Here is a 16,591-nt window from a genome sequence, read left to right as displayed (position 1 = left end):
TTGGGAGACTGGAAACCATGACCGAGAGTGACGCGAAGATGGAGCCGCTCGGCGGCCGCTACGAGGTCGGCGAGCTGGTCGGACGCGGCGGGATGGCCGATGTCCGCGCCGGCTACGACCTGCGGCTCGGCCGTCCCGTGGCGATCAAGCTGCTCCGTGCCGACCTGGCCGCCGACGAGACGTTCCAGGAGCGGTTCCGCCGCGAGGCGCAGTCCGCGGCGTCCCTGAACCACCCGTCGATCGTCGCGGTCTACGACACCGGCGAGGCCACCGACGCCTCCGGCGCCACGGTGCCCTACATCGTGATGGAGCTGGTCGAGGGCCGCACCCTGCGGGACGTGCTGCGCGACGGCCGCAAGATCTTGCCCGAGCGCGCACTGTCGATCACCGCCGACATCCTGGCGGCGCTGGACTACAGCCACCGCGCCGGCATCATCCACCGCGACATCAAGCCCGCGAACGTCATGCTGACGCCCGAGGGCAAGGTCAAGGTGATGGACTTCGGCATCGCCCGGGCGATCGCCGACACCTCGAGCGCAATGACCCAGACCGCAGCGGTCATCGGCACGGCGCAGTACCTGTCGCCCGAGCAGGCCCGCGGCGAGACCGTCGACGCCCGCAGCGACATCTACTCCACGGGCTGCGTGCTCTACGAGCTGCTCACGGGACGGCCGCCGTTCGTCGGCGACAGTCCCGTCTCCGTGGCGTACCAGCACGTGCGCGAGGAGGCCCGGCCGCCGTCGCAGCTCAATCCCGACGTCTCGGTCGCGGTGGACCACGTGGTCGCGAAGGCCCTGGCCAAGCGCGTCGACGACCGTTACTCCAGCGCCGGCGAGATGCGCAAGGACATCGAGCGGGTGCTGGCCGGGGGCTCGGTCGACGCCCCGACGCAGGCCGTTCCGGTCACCGCCGGTGCCACGCAGGTCGCACCGGCCGTCACGGCCCCCGTCCTGCCCCCGCGGCGAGGAGGAGGAGAAGAAGGGCCACGCCAAGTGGTGGGCCCTGGCGCTCGTCCTGCTGGCGATCGCGGCGGCGATCGGCGTGGCCCTGATGCTCAACGGCGGCGACGAGGAGAACGCGCCTCCGCAGGTCGCCGTGCCGCGGGTCGAGGGCCTCGACGTCGAGACCGCGACGAACCGGCTGGAGTCGAAGAACCTCACCGTGGGAGACACGCGCGAGCAGACCAGCGCCGACATCCCCGAGGGCCAGGTCATGGCGACCGATCCCGAGGCCGGCACCACGGTCGACGAGGGCACCGCGGTCGACCTCGTCGTCAGCTCCGGTCCGGAGCTGGTCGATCTGCCGAACCTCACGAGCTACTCGTACGACGAGGCCAAGGACCTGCTCGAGGGCGACCAGTACGGTCTCAAGGTCAAGCGTCAGAACACCGACAGCGACCAGCCGAAGGACCGCGTCCTCAACAGCAACCCGCCGCCGGGGTCCTCCGTCGAGCGCGGCAGCACCGTGACGCTCATCGTCTCGCGTGGTCAGGTCGACGTGCCCAACGTCGTCGGGCAGAGCGCGGACGACGCGCGCCAGGCGCTCGAGGACGCCGGCCTGAAGGTCTCGGTGCAGAACGACACGTCCGGCACCGCGCCGAACGGCACCGTCACGGCGCAGAGCCGCGAGCCCGGCAGCATGGTCTCGCCGGGGACGACGATCACCATCACGGTGTCGCGACCGCCGGCTCCCACCACGCCCACGCCCACCCCGACCACGGAGCCCACGGACGACGACCTCCTCCCCTGAGGAGGTCAGTCCAGGGCGGTCGCGTACCGCATGGAGACGCTGCCGTCGTAGGCCGGAGCCTTGATCCGGTCCACGGCGCGCTCGTCGAGCCCGAGGCTGTAGCGCTCGGCGTACTGCGTGTAGGTCGCCACCTCGGGCGAGGCGGCCAGCGCCTGGCGCAGAGCGGCCTGGTCCCCGATCGCCTCGATGACGTAGGGCGGGGCGTACGGCACGCCGTCGAGCACGACGGTGTTGCCGACGCACTTGATCCCGATCGAGCTGATCAGCCGCTGGCCCTGGAGCGTCACCGCCTCGGCGCCGCCGGCCCACAGGGCGTTCACGAACGCCTGGATGTCCTGCTGGTGGACCACCAGCAGGTTCGGGTCCAGTCCCGGGAACTCGACGGAGCGGGGGGCGTCCTCCAGTGCGATGCGCAGGCCGGGTCCCTGGACGGGCGTCAGACCGGCCGGGCCGGAGAGGGCCTCCACGCGGCGCAGGTCGCGACGCAGGTCCGCATCGTCGACCTTGCGGCTCATCGCGTCGACCTCGCGTTGCAGCCGGGCCGCCTCCTCGCGCCGGGTCTCGACCTCACGAGCCCGGTCGCGCAGGACCGAGTTCAGGTCTCCACCGGCCGGGCGCAGGTCCGATCCGTTGGACGTCACGGCGGCGGCGACCACCACGATTCCGCACACGCAGGCCAGCGCCAGCGCCAGCAGGCTCCACCTGCTGACGGTCGCGTTGTTCCCCTCATGACGTGGCGTGTCCCGCACGGCGACTACGCTAGCGGAGTACGTCACACCGCGGCCTCGCCGCCGCCCGACCGGGAGAAGCTCGTGTTCAACAGGTTCAAGCGCAAGTCCGTCGACGACAACGGCCCCAAGCCGGTGCGCATCGGCAACCGGTGGGCCGCTCCTCTGATGGTCGCGTGCGCGGTCATCGGCCTGGCCTGGATCGTCGTGTTCTACACGATCAGCAACACCGACGTCACCATCCCCGGCTACAGCGACCTCGGTGGCTGGAACCTCGTGATCGGCATGGGATTCATCCTCGCGGCCTTCGGCTTCGCGATGAAGTGGGAGTGAATCACACCGATGTGATTACCCACAGGTGTGCACACACATGTGGATAACTACACCCGTGTGATTCGGTGCCGCGACGCTCAGGCGAAGCCCGGAACGAGCGATCCGACGAGGTGGTCGGTGCGCCAGGCGATCGCGGCGAAGAACAGCGCCCACAGCACCACGAAGGCCACGACCTGCACCAGCGTGCGGCGATCGCGGGGCGCGTAGGCGAACACCAGGCCGAGGGCGACACCGGTGAGGAAGCCGCCGAGGTGGCCCTCCCAGCTGATCCCCGAGCGCAGACTGAAGAAGGCGTTGATCGCCAAGATGACGACCATTCCGGTGATGTTCTGACGCGTGCGGATCAAGAAGATCAACGCCAGGCCGAAGAGCCCGAACACCGCGCCGGACGCACCGATCGTGGGCGTGAACGGGTCCTCGAGCAGATAGACCAGCACCGACGACCCGATGGCGAGCGTCAGGTACGTGATGACGTACCGCACGCGGCCGAGGGTCTGCTCGACGTAGGGCCCGAACAGATAGAGCGCGAACATGTTCAGCGCGATGTGGGTCAGGCCGCCGTGCAGGAACGCGGCCGTGATCAGGCGCCAGTAGTCGCCCTGGGCGACCTCGATGCCGCTCATCCAGCCCCAGCGGAAGAACTCGCTCTGGTTGGGGTTGCCGGCACCGCCGGTGGCCATCACCACGACCTGGGCCGCGATGTTGATCGCGATGATCGCGTAGGTGATGGCTCCGGCGCTGCCGGTGACGGCCCCGCCCGCGATCGTGCGCGGCTGGCGCACGGCCGCCTGGCCCCGGCTCACGCACTCGGGGCACTGGAAGCCGACGCTGGCCTCACGCATGTCCTGAGGACAGATGTACCGCGAGCACCGCTGGCACTGGATGTACGCAGGCCGGTCGGGATGCCGGTAGCAGGTCTGCTGACCGGCGCCCTCGGGAGTCACCGCTCGATGGTCACGGATTCGATCACGACGGGCTCGGCCGGACGGTCGAACCGGTCGGTCTCGATCGCGGCGATCGCGTCGACCACGGCGCGGCTCTCGGGATCCTTGACCTCGCCGAAGATGGAGTGCTTGCGGTTCAGCCACTCGGTCTTGGCGACCGTGATGAAGAACTGCGAGCCGTTCGTTCCGGAGCCGTTGGGCTTGGTGCCGGCGTTGGCCATGGCGAGCAGGTACGGGCGATCGAACTGCAGCTCCGGGTGGAACTCGTCGTCGAACTCGTAACCGGGTCCACCGCGGCCGTCACCGAGCGGGTCGCCGCCCTGGAGCATGAAGTTGGAGATCACGCGGTGGAACGTGAGCCCGTCGTAGAAGGGCTTCGTCGACACCGAACCAGTGGCGGGATCGACCCATTCCTTCGTGCCCTCGGCCAAGCCGACGAAGTTCGCCACCGTTTTGGGTGCTTGGTGGTCGAACAGCTCGATCTTGATGTCTCCACGGTTGGTGTGGAGCGTTGCGTTGATGGGCACTTCACGTCCTTTCAGGGGTTGAGTCCATCCTTGCACGACCCGACGAACGAGGACCGCTAGCGTGGGGGCATGTCGAGACTGGTGTTGCTCCTGGTCGCCTCGGCGACCGCTGTCGTGGTGCTCCGCAAGGCGACCGCCGACCGCGGTGGCTCCTACGATCCCAGGACGGACCGGTGACCGTCGACCTCCGCCACGACGCGGGTGTCACGACGCTGACGTTCTCGTCCGGACCGGTGAACCTCTACTCGCTGGAGCTGCACGACGAGTTCGACGCGGCCCTCGACCAGGTCGAGGCCGACCTGCCCCGCGTCCTCGTGGTGCGCGCCGAGGGCAAGATCGTCTCGGGCGGTGTGGACGTGGCCCAGTTCCACGCTCGGAAGACGAAGGCCGACACCCAGGCGCTCTACGACCGCATGCTGGAGCTGCCCGAGCGCTTCGCGGCGCTGCCGGTGCCGACCGTGTTCGTCGCGCACGCCCTCACACTGACGTGGGCCCTCGAGGTCGCGCTCGCCTGTGACGTGCTGCTGGCCTCCGAGAAGGCGAAGTTCGGCCTGGTCGAGCGGGTCATCGGTCTCACCCCCACGATGGGCGGCACGCAGCGCTTCGCGGGCCGTGCCGGCGTCGCGCGGGCCAAGGAGTTCGTGTTCACCGGGACCCCGTACGACGCGGCCACCCTCGAGCGCTGGAACGTCGTGAACCGCGTCTTCGCCCCCGACGAGCTGGACGCCGGCGTCGACGCCTTCGCCGCGGACCTCGCGGTGGGCCCGACCCGCGCGTTCGCGGCAGCCAAGGAGATCCTGCGCGAGTTCGAGGCCGGGGGCGTGCCCGGCTCGATCACCCGCACCACCGCCATCGCCGCCGAGCTCTTCGACACCGAGGACCTCCAGCACGGCATGGCCTCCTTCCTCGCCGACGGCCCCGGCAACGCCGCCTTCGCCGGCCGCTGACCTCCGCCCCTCCCAGATTTGCTCCTATTTCGACCTTTGAGGGGCAATCAAAGGTGAGTTGAGAAGCAAATCTCGGGGCGGAGAGGTCAAGGTCCCTTGACTGTCAAAGCTCCTTGACACTACGGTCGAGGCATGACGTCGCAGGTGAAGGACCAAAGCTTGTGGGGACGGTCACGGTTCGGGGGTGGGACCGCGGTACTGCTGGCAGGATGCACCGGGGTGGCGCTCTCGGTGTCGGGGGCGCTCGCGCTGTGGGCGCTGGCGGGGCTCGACGGGTCGCGCCGCAGCGAGATCCTCCTGGTGGCGTTCGTCTCGCTGCCGTCGGTCTTCGCGATGGCATGGGTCGCCCTCGTCGACCCGGGCTCGATCCGCGACGCGGTGCAGCGCCCTGACGACACGATCGAGTCCCACTGGCTGCAGCGCGCCCAGAGCGGCGCCTTCACCGACCTGCTGCTGGTCCTGGGCGTGGTCCTGGTCGCCGGGGTGATCGTCGACCTGGCCGTCTCGCTCAGGGTCGCGCTCATCGCTCTGACCACCTTCGCGATGGCCGACGTCGGCGTTCGACTGGTGTGGATCAGGCGCCGGGAGGGCTGATGCTCAACCACGTCCTGCGCACGCGCGAGGAGCGCGGATGGTCGCAGAAGCGCCTCGCCGACGAGCTCGGCGTCTCGCGCCAGACCGTGATCTCCATCGAGAAGGGCCGGTACGACCCCTCACTCCCGTTGGCGTTTCGGCTGGCCGAGGTGTTCGAGTGCCGGATCGAGGACCTGTTCGTCCCCGGGCACGACGAGGGCTAGAGCGTCAGACCGCAGCGGCGGGCTGGCGGCCGGCGTGGACGCGCAGGGTGGTGCGGCGCTCGGACCAGAAGGACACGAACGGGATGCACGCCAGCACGATGACGCTGAGCATGAAGCCCCAGGACCACTTCTCGCGCAGGGTCAGGCGCGCGACGATGACGATCAGGATCATGAACAGGAAGCCGTGCACCTGGTCGATGACCAGGAACATGTCCTGGTTGAGGTTCCACCACGAGCCCGCGTCGGTGGCGATCTTGCCGATGAAGCCCGCCATCACGATCAGGAGGTTGAGTCCGACGATGGTCGCCATGACCTGGTAAGCGCGCAGGAGTCGATCGTTCACGGCCCCAGATTACCGATCTCGGCCAAGCACCATCTCGCGGGACATGCGCCACCACATGAAGAGCGCGAAGACCGCGAACACCCACCATTGCAGTCCGTATCCGAGGTTGCGGCCGCCGGCCGTCCACGACACGTCGGGCGACGGGACCTCGGCGACGTCCAGGCCGCCGGCCACCTTCTGATCGGTCGCGATCGCGAAGCCGGACCACAGGTTGTCGTAGCCGAGCTCGTTCAGCAGGGTCGGGATCCGCACCGAGCCGATCGTGCGGGCCTGGGGATCCCAGCCCGCCCCGGACTCCTGGCCCGGCTGCAGCACGGCCTCGAAGGACACGGGACCGGTCGGCACCTCGGGGAACGTGGCGGTGGGCTTGGGCGCCCAACCCCGCACCACCATCAACTGCGCCTCGTCGACCGTGACCGGGGCCAGCAGCCACACGCCCGACCGACCGTCATCGGTGCGATCGGTGACCCACAGCTGCTCGGCGGCGGGCCGGAACCGACCCGTCACCGTGACGGCGCGCTGGTCCTGGTCGGTCGTGAAGACCTCGCCCGGACCCCACACCGACTCGATGTCGGCGGGACCGGAGCCCGCGGCCTGGACCTGTTCGTCGGCCTGGCGCTGGTCGTACACGCCCAGCTGCCACGTGCCCATGAAGATGCAGCACCCGATCGCGACGATCGCGAACAGGTGCAGGCCGAGCAGGCGCGGAGCGAACCACGCACCGGGTCCCGGCCGATCGATCATGACGTGAACGGCTTGAGGCCGGGGTAGAGCGGGAAGCGCTCGGCCAGGACGGCCGTGCGCTTGCGCAGGCCGTCGATGTCGACCTCGCCGGGCTGCAGCGCCGCGGCGATGACGTCGGCGACCTCACGGAACTCTTCGGCGCCGAAGCCACGGGTGGCCAGCGCGGGCGTGCCGATCCGCAGACCGGACGTGACCATCGGCGGACGCGGGTCGTTCGGGACCGCGTTGCGGTTGACGGTGATGCCGACCTGGTCGAGACGGTCCTCGGCCTGCTGACCGTCGAGCTCGGAGTTGCGCAGGTCGACCAGGACCAGGTGCACGTCGGTGCCACCGCTGAGGACCTGGATGCCGGCGGCGACCGCGTCATCGGCCAGGAGCCGGTCGGCGAGGATCTGGGCGCCCTCGATCGTGCGCTGCTGGCGCTCGGCGAACTCGGGCTGGAGCGCCATCTTGAACGCGACGGCCTTGGCGGCGATCACGTGCTCGAGCGGGCCGCCCTGCTGACCGGGGAACACGGCCGAGCGCATCTTCTTGGCGATCGCCTCGTCGTTGGTGAGGATCGCGCCGCCGCGCGGGCCGCCGAGGGTCTTGTGCGTCGTGGTGGTGACGATGTGCGCGTGCGGCAGCGGGCTGGGGTGCAGGCCCGCGGCGACGAGGCCGGCGAAGTGAGCCATGTCGACCCACAGGACGGCGTCGACCTCGTCGGCGATCGCGCGGAACGCGGCGAAGTCGAGCTGGCGCGGGTAGGCCGACCAGCCGGCGATGATCACGCGGGGACGGTGCTCGATCGCGAGGGCGCGGACCTCGTCCATGTCGACCAGGCCGGTCTCGGGGACGACGTGGTAGGCGATCGGGTTGTAGAGCCGGCCCGAGAAGTTGAGCTTCATGCCGTGCGTCAGGTGGCCGCCGTTGGCCAGGTCGAGGCCCAGGATCGTGTCGCCGGCCGTGGCGATCGCGTGCAGGGCCGCGGCGTTGGCCGAGGCGCCCGAGTGGGGCTGCACGTTCGCGTACTCGGCGCCGAAGAGCTGCTTGAGCCGGTCGATGGCCAGCTGCTCGACCTGGTCGACGAACTCGCAGCCGCCGTAGTAGCGCTTGCCGGGGTAGCCCTCGGCGTACTTGTTCGTCAGCACGCTGCCCTGCGCCTCGAGGGCGGCGACCGGAGCGAAGTTCTCGGAGGCGATCATCTCGAGCGTCGTCTGCTGGCGAGCCAACTCGGCGTCGAGGAGCGCCGCGACGTCGGGATCGAACTCGGCGAGATGCTGGTCATGGCTCATGAGTCCAAGGGTATCGCCCTGGGGTGACACCCCGATTCGCCCGTCCGGCGAGCGGTTAATAGAAACGCAACCTTCAGGACGTGGCACGCTCCGCCGGTCGGGAGTACCGTCTGGACCGAGTGTCCAGATGGTGGACACCCGACAGGAGGATCGGATGAATTCCATGCGGCGACGCGCCACCGTGCTGGCTGCTGCCACCCTCGCCGGCTCCGTGCTGGCGGCGTGCGGCTCCGGCCGGAGCGACGACAGCGACGCGGGCCTGATCGTGGGCACCACCGACAAGGTGGTCTCCATCGACCCGGCCGGCTCGTACGACAACGGCTCCATGGCCGTGCAGACGCAGGTGTACCAGTACCTGCTCAACTTCCCGGCCGGCAGCACCGAGCTCACGCCCGACGCCGCGGAGAAGTGCGACTTCGAGAAGCCCACCGTGTACGTGTGCACCCTGAAGTCGGGCCTGAAGTTCGCCAACGGCAACGAGCTCACCGCCTCCGACGTCGCCTTCTCGTTCCAGCGCATCGTCGACATCAACGACCCCAACGGCCCGGCCTCGCTGCTCGGCGCCATGAAGAAGGTCGAGGCGCGCGACGACTCCACCGTGGCGTTCACGCTCGCGGCCCCCAACGACCAGACCTTCGCCCAGGTGCTCGTCACCTCCGCCGGTCCGATCGTCGACGAGGAGACCTACCCCGCCGACAAGCTGCTCTCCGACGAGGAGGCGGTCGAGGCCAACGGCTTCGCCGGCCCGTACACGATCGGCGAGTACAAGAAGAACGAGCTGGCCGAGTTCACGATCAACCCGGACTACGACGGCACCTACGGCGAGCCGAAGTCCGACGTGACGATGCGGTACTACGCCGACTCGAACAACCTCAAGCTCGACGTCGAGAAGGGTGACATCGACGTCGCCTACCGTTCGCTGACGCCGACCGACATCGAGAGCCTCGAGAAGAAGAAGGACGACGTCACGGTCCACACGGGCCCCGGTGGCGAGCTGCGCTACATCGTCTTCAACCTCAAGACGATGCCCGGCGACGGCGCCGAGCAGAAGCTGGCCGTCCGCAAGGCCGCGGCCTCGTTGGTCAACCGCGACGAGATCTCCTCCGAGGTCTACAAGGGCACGTTCACGCCCGCGTACTCGGCCGTCCCGGAGGGCCAGACCGGTGCCACCGAGGCGTTCAAGGACGCCTACGGCGACAAGCCCGACCCCGCCGCCGCGAAGAAGTACCTCGAGGACGCGGGCGTCAAGACCCCCGTCACGCTCAACCTGCAGTGGAGCCCCGACCACTACGGCAGCAGCTCGGACCAGGAGTACCAGGCGGTCAAGCGCCAGCTCGAGGCCGACGGCCTGTTCAAGGTCAACCTGCAGTCGACGGAGTGGAACACCTACTCCGAGGAGCGCGTCGCCGACGCCTACCCGGCCTTCCAGCTGGGCTGGTTCCCGGACTTCCCGGACGCCGACAACTACCTGACGCCGTTCTTCGCGCCGAACAACTTCCTGCAGTCGCACTACGAGGACGACGCGATGACGAAGCTGCTCGACGCCCAGCGCGTCGACTCCGACCAGGCGTCCCGCGAGGCGACCCTGGCCAAGGCACAGGACATGGTGGCCGCCCAGATCCCGATCCTCCCGCTGCTGACCGGCGCGCAGGTCGCGGTCTCGGGCACCGACGTCAAGGGCGTGGACGACACGCTCGACGCGTCGTTCAAGTTCCGGTTCTCGTCGCTGTCGAAGTAACCGATCAACCCAGGAACGGGGTCCCGGCGCGCCAGGTCGGCGCGCCGGGACCCCGCTTCCACGCTGCCAGGAGTGCATTGTGACCACTGACGTCCTCGTCGCCGCCGACACACCGTCGGCCGAGCCGCCCACCCGCCGCGGCGGGCTGAGCCCGCTGGCGCGCTACCTGCTGGTCCGGCTGGCCCTCATCGTGCCCATGCTGTGGGTGCTGGTCACCCTGGTCTTCTTCCTCATGCGGGTGATCGGTGACCCGATCACCGCGGCGCAGGGTGGTCGACTGACGCCGGATCAGATCGCCGAGCGCAAGGCCGAGGCCGGCCTCGACCGGCCGATCCTGACCCAGTACGTGGAGTACCTGGGCAACATCCTGCGCGGGGACTTCGGCACGACGCTGACCGACAACCGCGAGGTCACCGACATCCTCATCGTCAACGGCGCGGCCACTCTCGAGCTGTCCTTCTGGGCACTCCTGGTCGCCTTCTCCGTCGGCATCCCGCTCGGCCGGATCGCCGCGCGGTACCGCGACCGCTGGCCCGACGTGCTGCTGCGGCTGTTCGCGATCGTCGCGTACGCCGCGCCCGTCTTCTTCGTCGGCCTGCTGCTGAAGCTGGCCACCGCGCCGTTCGGCTGGCCGACCTCGGGCCGCGCCTCGACCGCCACCGAGCTGACGCTGGCCAAGGTCGAGCCCCAGACCAACATCATGATCATCGACGCCCTGCTGTGGGGAGAGCCGAAGTACGTGTGGGACGTCCTGCAGCACGCGGTCCTGCCCGCCCTCGCCCTGGGCCTGCTCACCGGTGGCGTCTTCCTGCGCCTCGTGCGCGTCAACCTGCTGCAGACGCTGCGCGCCGACTACGTCACGGCCGCCCGCGCCCGCGGCGTCTCCGAGCGCCAGGTCGAGCGCAAGCACGCCTTCCGCAACGCGCTCGTCCCCGTCGTCACGGTCATGGGCATGCAGATCGCCATGCTGCTGGCCGGCGCCGTGCTGACCGAGACCACCTTCGAGTGGAAGGGCATCGGCTACGAGCTGGCGCAGTACCTGATCCGGCGCGACTTCCTCGCCGTGCAGGGCATCGTCACCGCGATCGCGTTCGTCGTGTGCATCGCGAGTTTCCTCATCGACGCCATCGTGGCGCTCGTCGACCCCCGAGTGAGGTTCTGATGCGGTACCCCGGCAAGAGCGTCATCGAGCAGTCCCACGGGTTGCAGCGGTTCATGCTGCTGCTCGGCGCGTTCCTCATCGCGTTCTTCCTCGTGCTCGCGGTCTTCGCGCCGTGGCTGGCCCCCTACGACTTCAACCAGGTCCGCGGCGACGACGGAGTGCTGTTCGGCACCCAGCAGCCGCCCAGTGCCGACCACTGGTTCGGCACGACCGTCGGCGGCACCGACGTGCTGTCCCGCGTGATCTACGGTGCCCGCACCGCGGTCGAGGTCATCGTGCTCGCCGTGGCCGTGTCGAGCCTCATCGGCGTCCCGCTGGGCCTGGTCTCGGGCTACCTCGGCGGCTGGCTCGACAAGACCCTCGTCCTGGTGATGGACGCGCTGTACTCGTTCCCCTCGCTGCTGCTGGCGATCGTCGTGTCGATCGTGGTCTCGGGCGGCTCGAGTGGTGCCCTGGGCGGCATCGCGTCGGCGGCGATCTCGATCACCGTCATCTTCATCCCGCAGTACTTCCGCGTCATCCGCAACGCGACCGTCTCGGTCAAGACCGAGCCGTACGTCGACGCCGCGAAGGTCGTGGGCGTCCGCACGCCCCGCATCCTGCGCCGGCACGTCCTGTCGAACGTGGCGCAGACCCTGCCGGTCATCGCCACCTTGAACGCCTCCGAGGCGATCCTGACCCTGGCGGCCCTGGGCTTCCTGGGCTTCGGCATCGAGCCGTCGGCCGCCGCCGAATGGGGCTACGACCTCAACAAGGCGATGCCCGACGCGACGAATGACATCTGGTGGACGGGTCTCTTCCCGGGCTTGGCCATCGTGCTGGTCGTGCTCGGCGTGACACTGCTCGGCGAGAGCCTCAACGACATCATGAACCCGCTGCTGCGCACCCGCGGTGGCGACAAGGCCGAGAGCGAGCTCGAGATCGAGCTCGCCGAGGACCTGGCCCCCGCCCCCGAGGTGGCATCGGGCACCGAGGCCCCGGTCGGAACGAACGGCCAGCCGCCGCGACGCACCGCGGTCCTGTCGCTGTCGAACCTGCGCGTCAGCTTCGGCACCGACGCCGGCCGGATCGTCGCGGTGGACAACGTCGGCTTCGACGTCGCGCCCGGTGAGGTCGTGGCCGTCGTCGGCGAGTCCGGCTCGGGCAAGTCCGTCACGTCCCGCGCCGTCATGGGCCTGCTGCCCGGCACGGCGAACGTCGACGGATCGGCGGTCCTGCGCACGTCCGACGCCGCCGAGCGCGAGCTCATCGGGATGAGCTCGCGCGACCTGCGCCCCGTCCGCGGCGACGAGATCTCGATGATCTTCCAGGAGCCCTCGACCGCGCTCGATCCCGTGCGCACCGTGGGTTGGCAGATCATCGAGGCGATCCGCGCGCACCGCGACGTCAGCAAGTCGCAGGCCCGCGCCCGTGCCGTCGAACTGCTGGACCTGGTCGGCCTGCCCGATCCGGACCAGCGCGTCGACTACTACCCGCACCAGCTCTCGGGCGGCCAGAAGCAGCGCGTCATGATCGCCATCGCGATCGCCTGCGACCCCGACGTGATCGTGGCGGACGAGCCCACCACGGCCCTGGACGTGACGGTCCAGGCCGCGATCCTCGAGCTCCTGCTGGACCTGCGGGACCGGCTCGGCACCGCGATCGTGCTGATCACGCACAACATGGGCGTCGTCGCCGACATGGCCGATCGCGTCGTGGTCATGTACCGCGGCAAGATCGTCGAGACGGCTCCGGTCGACCAGCTGTTCTCGGCTCCGGCGCATCCCTACACGCGCGCCCTGCTGGACTCGGTGCCCCACCTCGGTCGCACGCGCGCTGCGGAGGGGACCACGGCGACCGGACCGGCACCGCTGCAGAACGCACCGGTCGTGCTCGACCTCGACGACGTCGTCGTCGAGTTCGCCGGCGGCTGGGGCGAGCCGGTCTTCCGCGCCGTCGACCACGTCAGCCTGCAGGTGCACCGCGGCGAGGTCCTCGGACTCGTGGGCGAGTCCGGCTCGGGCAAGTCGACCCTCGGCCGGGTCGCCGTCGGTCTCCAGCAGCCGACTTCGGGCACGGTCCGCGTGGGCGGCGAGCTGGTCTCCGGCCTGAGCGACGCCGACCTGAGGCCGTTCCGCCGCCGGTTCGGCTTCGTCTTCCAAGATCCCGCCGCGTCGCTCAACCCGCGGATGTCGATCCTGGACTGCATCGCCGAGCCGCTGCGGGTGCACACCGACCTGACGAGCGCGCAGGTGACCGAGAAGGTCCAGAGCCTGCTCGACTCGGTCGAGCTGCCGCGCGACTTCGCCGAGCGCTTCCCGCACGAGCTGTCCGGCGGGCAGCGTCAGCGCATCAGCCTGGCACGCGCCCTGGCACTGGATCCCGATCTGCTGATCGCCGACGAGCCGACCTCGGCGCTGGACGTCTCCGTGCAGTCGCGAGTGCTGGAGCTGTTCCTGGAGTTGCAGCAGCGGCTGCAGTTCGCCTGCCTGTTCATCACCCACGACCTCGCCGTCGTGGACACCCTGGCCAACCGGGTGGCCGTGATGCAACGCGGCAAGCTGGTCGAGCTGGGCGACCGAGACCAGGTCCTGCGCCGTCCCACCCAGGAGTACACGCGCAGCCTGATCGCCGCGGTGCCGGTGCCCGATCCGGCCGAGCAGCGCCGCCGCCGTGCTGCGCGCGGTGACCTGCTGACCGGCGCGTAGTCGAGTTCCCGGCGATCGACACCCAGACCGCCCCTGGCCGACGCCCTTCGTCCGGACGCGGCCACCCACGGGATCATGCGCGAGCGGTTCGCGGCGTTCGCGGTCAGGCAGGGCGGACCGTTGGCCTGACCGGCGCGTCCGTCAGGCGATGCAGAACTCGTTGCCCTCGGGATCGGCCATCACGAAATGGTCGAGGTGGTCGCCGGCCCGGTGCTCGGTGAGGTTCACGGCTCCGGCGGCGAGCAGTTCAGCCTGCTTGGCACGGATGCGGCTCTCGCGCGTCTGCGGATCCACGTGGCGCCCGCCGGAGACCTTCACATCAAGGTGGACGCGGTTCTTCGTCTGCTTGGGCTCGGGCACCTTCAGGAAGCTGATCGTGGGTCCGGAGCCGTTCTCGGGCTCGATGGCGGCACCGTCGTTCCACTCGGACTCGGGTACATCCCATGCGGTGAGGAAGTCCTCCCAGGACGCCCACCCGGCCGGGGGCGACGCCTCGACGTAGGGCAGCGCCGTCATCCAGAAGCGCGCCAGCAGTCGGGGGTCGGTGCAGTCGATCGCGATACCGAGGATGACGTCGTCGGTCATCAACCACTCCTACCATGCGGGCGACCGCCGCTGGTACCGACGATCCACAGCGTGGGCGGATGAAGGCAGTGGTCCAGGACCGGGGTGGCGACTTGGTCCGCGGCAAGGGGGTGTGCAAGTCGTGACCGCTCGCGGCCGTATCTCGGCCAGGCAGTTGTCAATCCTTCCAGGCGGCGACCTGGCCGCGCCGCTCCAGCCCGAGCTTCGCGAGCACCGTCGACACGTAGTTCTTGACGGTCTTCTCGGACAGGAACAGATGCGCGGCGATCTCGCGGTTCGAGTGACCCAGGCGCAGTTGGTCGAAGACCTTGCGCTCCTGGGCGGTGAGGTCGGCGAGGGGATCGGGGGCGGCCTGGTGGCGCAGCCGCTCGAGGACCGAGCGGGTCACGGCCGGGTCGAGCAGGGACTGGCCCGCGGCGACGCGCTGGACGGCGTCGACCAGGTCGTTGCCGCGCACCTGCTTGAGCAGGAACCCCGAGGCGCCGGACATGATGGCGTCGAACAGGGCCTCGTCGTCCTCGTAGGACGTGAGGATGAGCACGGCGGTGTTCTCGGCGGACAGGCGAACCCGCCGGCACAGCTCGATGCCCGAGCCGTCGGGCAGCCGTGCGTCGAGCACGGCCACGTCCGGCTGGAGCCGCTCGATGGCCTCGGCCGCCTCGGCGACCGTGCCGGCCTGGCCCACGACGGTGATGGTCCCGGAGTCCTCGAGCAGGTCGCCGACCCCGCGGCGGACCACCTCGTGATCGTCGAGCAGGAAGACGCGGATCAGATCAGTCGCTTCGGTCACGGGGGTCAGCCTACGGAAGCCGCTCCGGTTTGAACTCCGTTCCCGACCGGAACGCTCCAGACCAGGCGGGTGCCGACCCCTTCCGGACCCGGCTCGATCGTCAGCGTGCCACCCGCGCGACGGGCGCGCTCCTGCAGATTCGCCAGGCCGCTGGCCGGCACGTGGTCACCCATGCCGATCCCGTCGTCGGTCACGCTCGCGACGACACGGTCCGGCTCGACGTCCAGGCACAGGTCCACCTTCGAGGCGTGCGCGTGGCGGATCACGTTGGCGAGGGCCTCGTTCATGACCGCGTGCACGTCGCTGCGCAGACCGATGTCCAACACCGCCAGGTCACCTTGGACCTCGATCGTCGGGGCGAACCCCAGAGGCGCCGCCGTGGCCTTCAGCATGCGGACCAGACGCGCGCCGTCGGTGGCCGGATCGGAACCGAGGGCGAAGATCGCCCCGCGCAGGTCGGCGATGGCCCGGTCGACGTCATCGACCGCTTGGGAGGCGCGTTCGGCCCAGGGCTCGGGCACGTGGCGCGCGACCCGGTCGACCGCCAACCCGGCCGCGAACAACCGACCGATCACGAGGTCATGCAGGTCGCGGGCGATCCGGTTGCGGTCCTCGATGACGGCCAGGCGCGTCAGCTCGGCGCGGGTGCTGGCGAGCTCGTCGAAGAGCCGGGCGTTGCTGATCGCCGTGCCGGCCACGGCGGCCAGGCCGGTGACCAGACGCTCGTCGTCGGCGGTGAAACCACCGGTCTTCTCGGTGAGGTACAGGTCGCCGAAGACCACGCCGTTGACCCGGACCGGGACACCGAGGAACGCGCCCATCGGAGGATGGTTCGGGGGGAATCCCACCGAGTCCGGGTGCGAGGCGACGTCCTCGAGACGCAGCGGACACCCGTCACGCAGGACGACCCCCAGCACCCCGTGGCCGCGGGGCAGCCGGCCGATCGACTCCGCGGTGTCGGGATCGATGCCCTCGACCAGGAACTCGACCAGCTCGTCGTCGGAGTCGCGGCCCAGCACGCCCAGGGCGGCATACCGCGCACCGGTCAGCTCACGGGCCTGGTCGATGATGCGCCGCAACAGGCTGTCGAGGTCCAGGTCCGACGTCACCGCGACCGCGGCATCGACGATGTTCTCCCACCGAATCCGGTCCAGTTCGTCCACGCGCCCACCGTACCGACCCGGTCGGGCCCAAGGTCCCAGCAACTCGTGACATTCGACCCTGCCGACTCCTCACCTGCCGA

The 16,591-nt window shown here is 69.7% G+C and carries 17 protein-coding genes and 1 pseudogene; 9 read left to right on the top strand and 9 right to left on the bottom strand.

Annotated elements, in window-relative coordinates; all coding sequences use genetic code 11:
* Nucleotides 1-17: 17 nt before the first annotated feature.
* Both pknB and H9L21_RS15380 read left to right on the top strand, forming a co-directional pair.
* Nucleotides 18-887: pseudogene (pknB, locus tag H9L21_RS15385) on the top strand (Stk1 family PASTA domain-containing Ser/Thr kinase); the annotation flags it as partial.
* Nucleotides 888-912: 25 nt separating this feature from the next.
* Nucleotides 913-1,749 carry a PASTA domain-containing protein gene (locus tag H9L21_RS15380; protein ID WP_255467105.1) on the top strand — a complete coding sequence of 279 codons (837 nt, stop codon included), beginning with the start codon at nt 913-915 and terminating at the stop codon, nt 1,747-1,749.
* Nucleotides 1,750-1,754: 5 nt separating this feature from the next.
* Here the strand turns inward: H9L21_RS15380 and H9L21_RS00250 are convergent, their stop codons facing one another.
* Complete coding sequence (locus tag H9L21_RS00250) at nt 1,755-2,498, bottom strand: DUF881 domain-containing protein (protein WP_154597241.1); 744 nt, start codon at nt 2,496-2,498, stop codon at nt 1,755-1,757.
* A 63-nt stretch (nt 2,499-2,561) separates the two neighbouring features.
* Here H9L21_RS00250 and H9L21_RS00245 point away from each other — a divergent pair, with 63 nt between their 5' ends.
* On the top strand, nt 2,562-2,810 hold the full coding sequence (locus H9L21_RS00245; RefSeq protein WP_187411638.1) for a cell division protein CrgA: 249 nt from the start codon (nt 2,562-2,564) through the stop codon (nt 2,808-2,810).
* 77 nt (nt 2,811-2,887) lie between these two features.
* Here the strand turns inward: H9L21_RS00245 and H9L21_RS00240 are convergent, their stop codons facing one another.
* The gene (locus tag H9L21_RS00240; protein WP_222865809.1) at nt 2,888-3,652 is read right to left on the bottom strand and encodes a rhomboid family intramembrane serine protease; all 765 of its coding nucleotides are present in this window, start codon (nt 3,650-3,652) and stop codon (nt 2,888-2,890) included.
* Nucleotides 3,653-3,750: 98 nt separating this feature from the next.
* Nucleotides 3,751-4,281, bottom strand: coding sequence for a peptidylprolyl isomerase (locus tag H9L21_RS00235; RefSeq protein ID WP_222865808.1), 531 nt, complete (start codon nt 4,279-4,281; stop codon nt 3,751-3,753).
* A 173-nt stretch (nt 4,282-4,454) separates the two neighbouring features.
* Here H9L21_RS00235 and H9L21_RS00230 point away from each other — a divergent pair, with 173 nt between their 5' ends.
* The 3 genes from H9L21_RS00230 to H9L21_RS00220 all read left to right on the top strand — a co-directional run bounded on the left by H9L21_RS00230 (nt 4,455) and on the right by H9L21_RS00220 (nt 6,025).
* Nucleotides 4,455-5,228 (top strand): enoyl-CoA hydratase/isomerase family protein, encoded by a 774-nt coding sequence (locus H9L21_RS00230; protein ID WP_187411636.1) that lies wholly within the window; start codon nt 4,455-4,457, stop codon nt 5,226-5,228.
* A 219-nt stretch (nt 5,229-5,447) separates the two neighbouring features.
* Nucleotides 5,448-5,822, top strand: a complete 375-nt coding sequence (locus H9L21_RS00225; RefSeq protein WP_154597243.1) for a hypothetical protein — start codon at nt 5,448-5,450, stop codon at nt 5,820-5,822.
* Nucleotides 5,822-6,025, top strand: coding sequence for a helix-turn-helix transcriptional regulator (locus H9L21_RS00220; RefSeq protein ID WP_154597244.1), 204 nt, complete (start codon nt 5,822-5,824; stop codon nt 6,023-6,025). The genes H9L21_RS00225 and H9L21_RS00220 overlap by 1 nt, the downstream gene beginning before the upstream one ends.
* Before the next feature lie 4 nt (nt 6,026-6,029).
* On the opposite strand, the gene H9L21_RS00215 is transcribed toward H9L21_RS00220, so the two are convergent.
* Genes H9L21_RS00215 through glyA form a run of 3 tightly spaced genes read right to left on the bottom strand, consistent with a single transcriptional unit; the run spans nt 6,030 to nt 8,386 of the window.
* Nucleotides 6,030-6,368, bottom strand: coding sequence for a DUF3817 domain-containing protein (locus tag H9L21_RS00215; RefSeq protein WP_154597245.1), 339 nt, complete (start codon nt 6,366-6,368; stop codon nt 6,030-6,032).
* Nucleotides 6,369-6,377: 9 nt separating this feature from the next.
* Nucleotides 6,378-7,112, bottom strand: a complete 735-nt coding sequence (locus H9L21_RS00210) for an SURF1 family protein (RefSeq protein ID WP_154597246.1) — start codon at nt 7,110-7,112, stop codon at nt 6,378-6,380.
* On the bottom strand, nt 7,109-8,386 hold the full coding sequence (glyA, locus tag H9L21_RS00205) for a serine hydroxymethyltransferase (protein WP_154597247.1): 1,278 nt from the start codon (nt 8,384-8,386) through the stop codon (nt 7,109-7,111). The genes H9L21_RS00210 and glyA overlap by 4 nt, the downstream gene beginning before the upstream one ends.
* Before the next feature lie 154 nt (nt 8,387-8,540).
* Between glyA and H9L21_RS00200 the strand changes: the two genes are divergently transcribed.
* The 3 genes from H9L21_RS00200 (at nt 8,541) to H9L21_RS15575 (ending at nt 13,973) form a co-directional block, all read left to right on the top strand.
* Complete coding sequence (locus tag H9L21_RS00200; protein ID WP_154597248.1) at nt 8,541-10,124, top strand: ABC transporter substrate-binding protein; 1,584 nt, start codon at nt 8,541-8,543, stop codon at nt 10,122-10,124.
* Nucleotides 10,125-10,203: 79 nt separating this feature from the next.
* Nucleotides 10,204-11,286, top strand: a complete 1,083-nt coding sequence (locus tag H9L21_RS00195) for an ABC transporter permease (RefSeq protein WP_255467104.1) — start codon at nt 10,204-10,206, stop codon at nt 11,284-11,286.
* Nucleotides 11,286-13,973: an ABC transporter ATP-binding protein/permease gene (locus H9L21_RS15575; protein WP_154597249.1), complete on the top strand. Its 2,688-nt coding sequence runs from the start codon at nt 11,286-11,288 to the stop codon at nt 13,971-13,973. The genes H9L21_RS00195 and H9L21_RS15575 overlap by 1 nt, the downstream gene beginning before the upstream one ends.
* A gap of 141 nt (nt 13,974-14,114) precedes the next feature.
* Here H9L21_RS15575 and H9L21_RS00185 read toward each other — a convergent pair whose 3' ends face one another.
* From H9L21_RS00185 to H9L21_RS00175, 3 genes are all read right to left on the bottom strand, one after another.
* On the bottom strand, nt 14,115-14,558 hold the full coding sequence (locus H9L21_RS00185) for a VOC family protein (protein ID WP_154597250.1): 444 nt from the start codon (nt 14,556-14,558) through the stop codon (nt 14,115-14,117).
* 157 nt (nt 14,559-14,715) lie between these two features.
* The gene (locus tag H9L21_RS00180) at nt 14,716-15,348 is read right to left on the bottom strand and encodes a response regulator (protein WP_304518638.1); all 633 of its coding nucleotides are present in this window, start codon (nt 15,346-15,348) and stop codon (nt 14,716-14,718) included.
* A gap of 5 nt (nt 15,349-15,353) precedes the next feature.
* Nucleotides 15,354-16,511 (bottom strand): GAF domain-containing sensor histidine kinase, encoded by a 1,158-nt coding sequence (locus H9L21_RS00175; RefSeq protein WP_187411635.1) that lies wholly within the window; start codon nt 16,509-16,511, stop codon nt 15,354-15,356.
* Nucleotides 16,512-16,591: the final 80 nt, after the last annotated feature.

Origin of the sequence: Aeromicrobium senzhongii (assembly GCF_014334735.1) — a bacterium.
Classification (GTDB): Bacteria; Actinomycetota; Actinomycetes; order Propionibacteriales; family Nocardioidaceae; genus Aeromicrobium; species Aeromicrobium senzhongii.
Note: the sequence above shows the minus strand (reverse complement) of the source record. Positions and strands in the feature narration are given on the sequence as shown.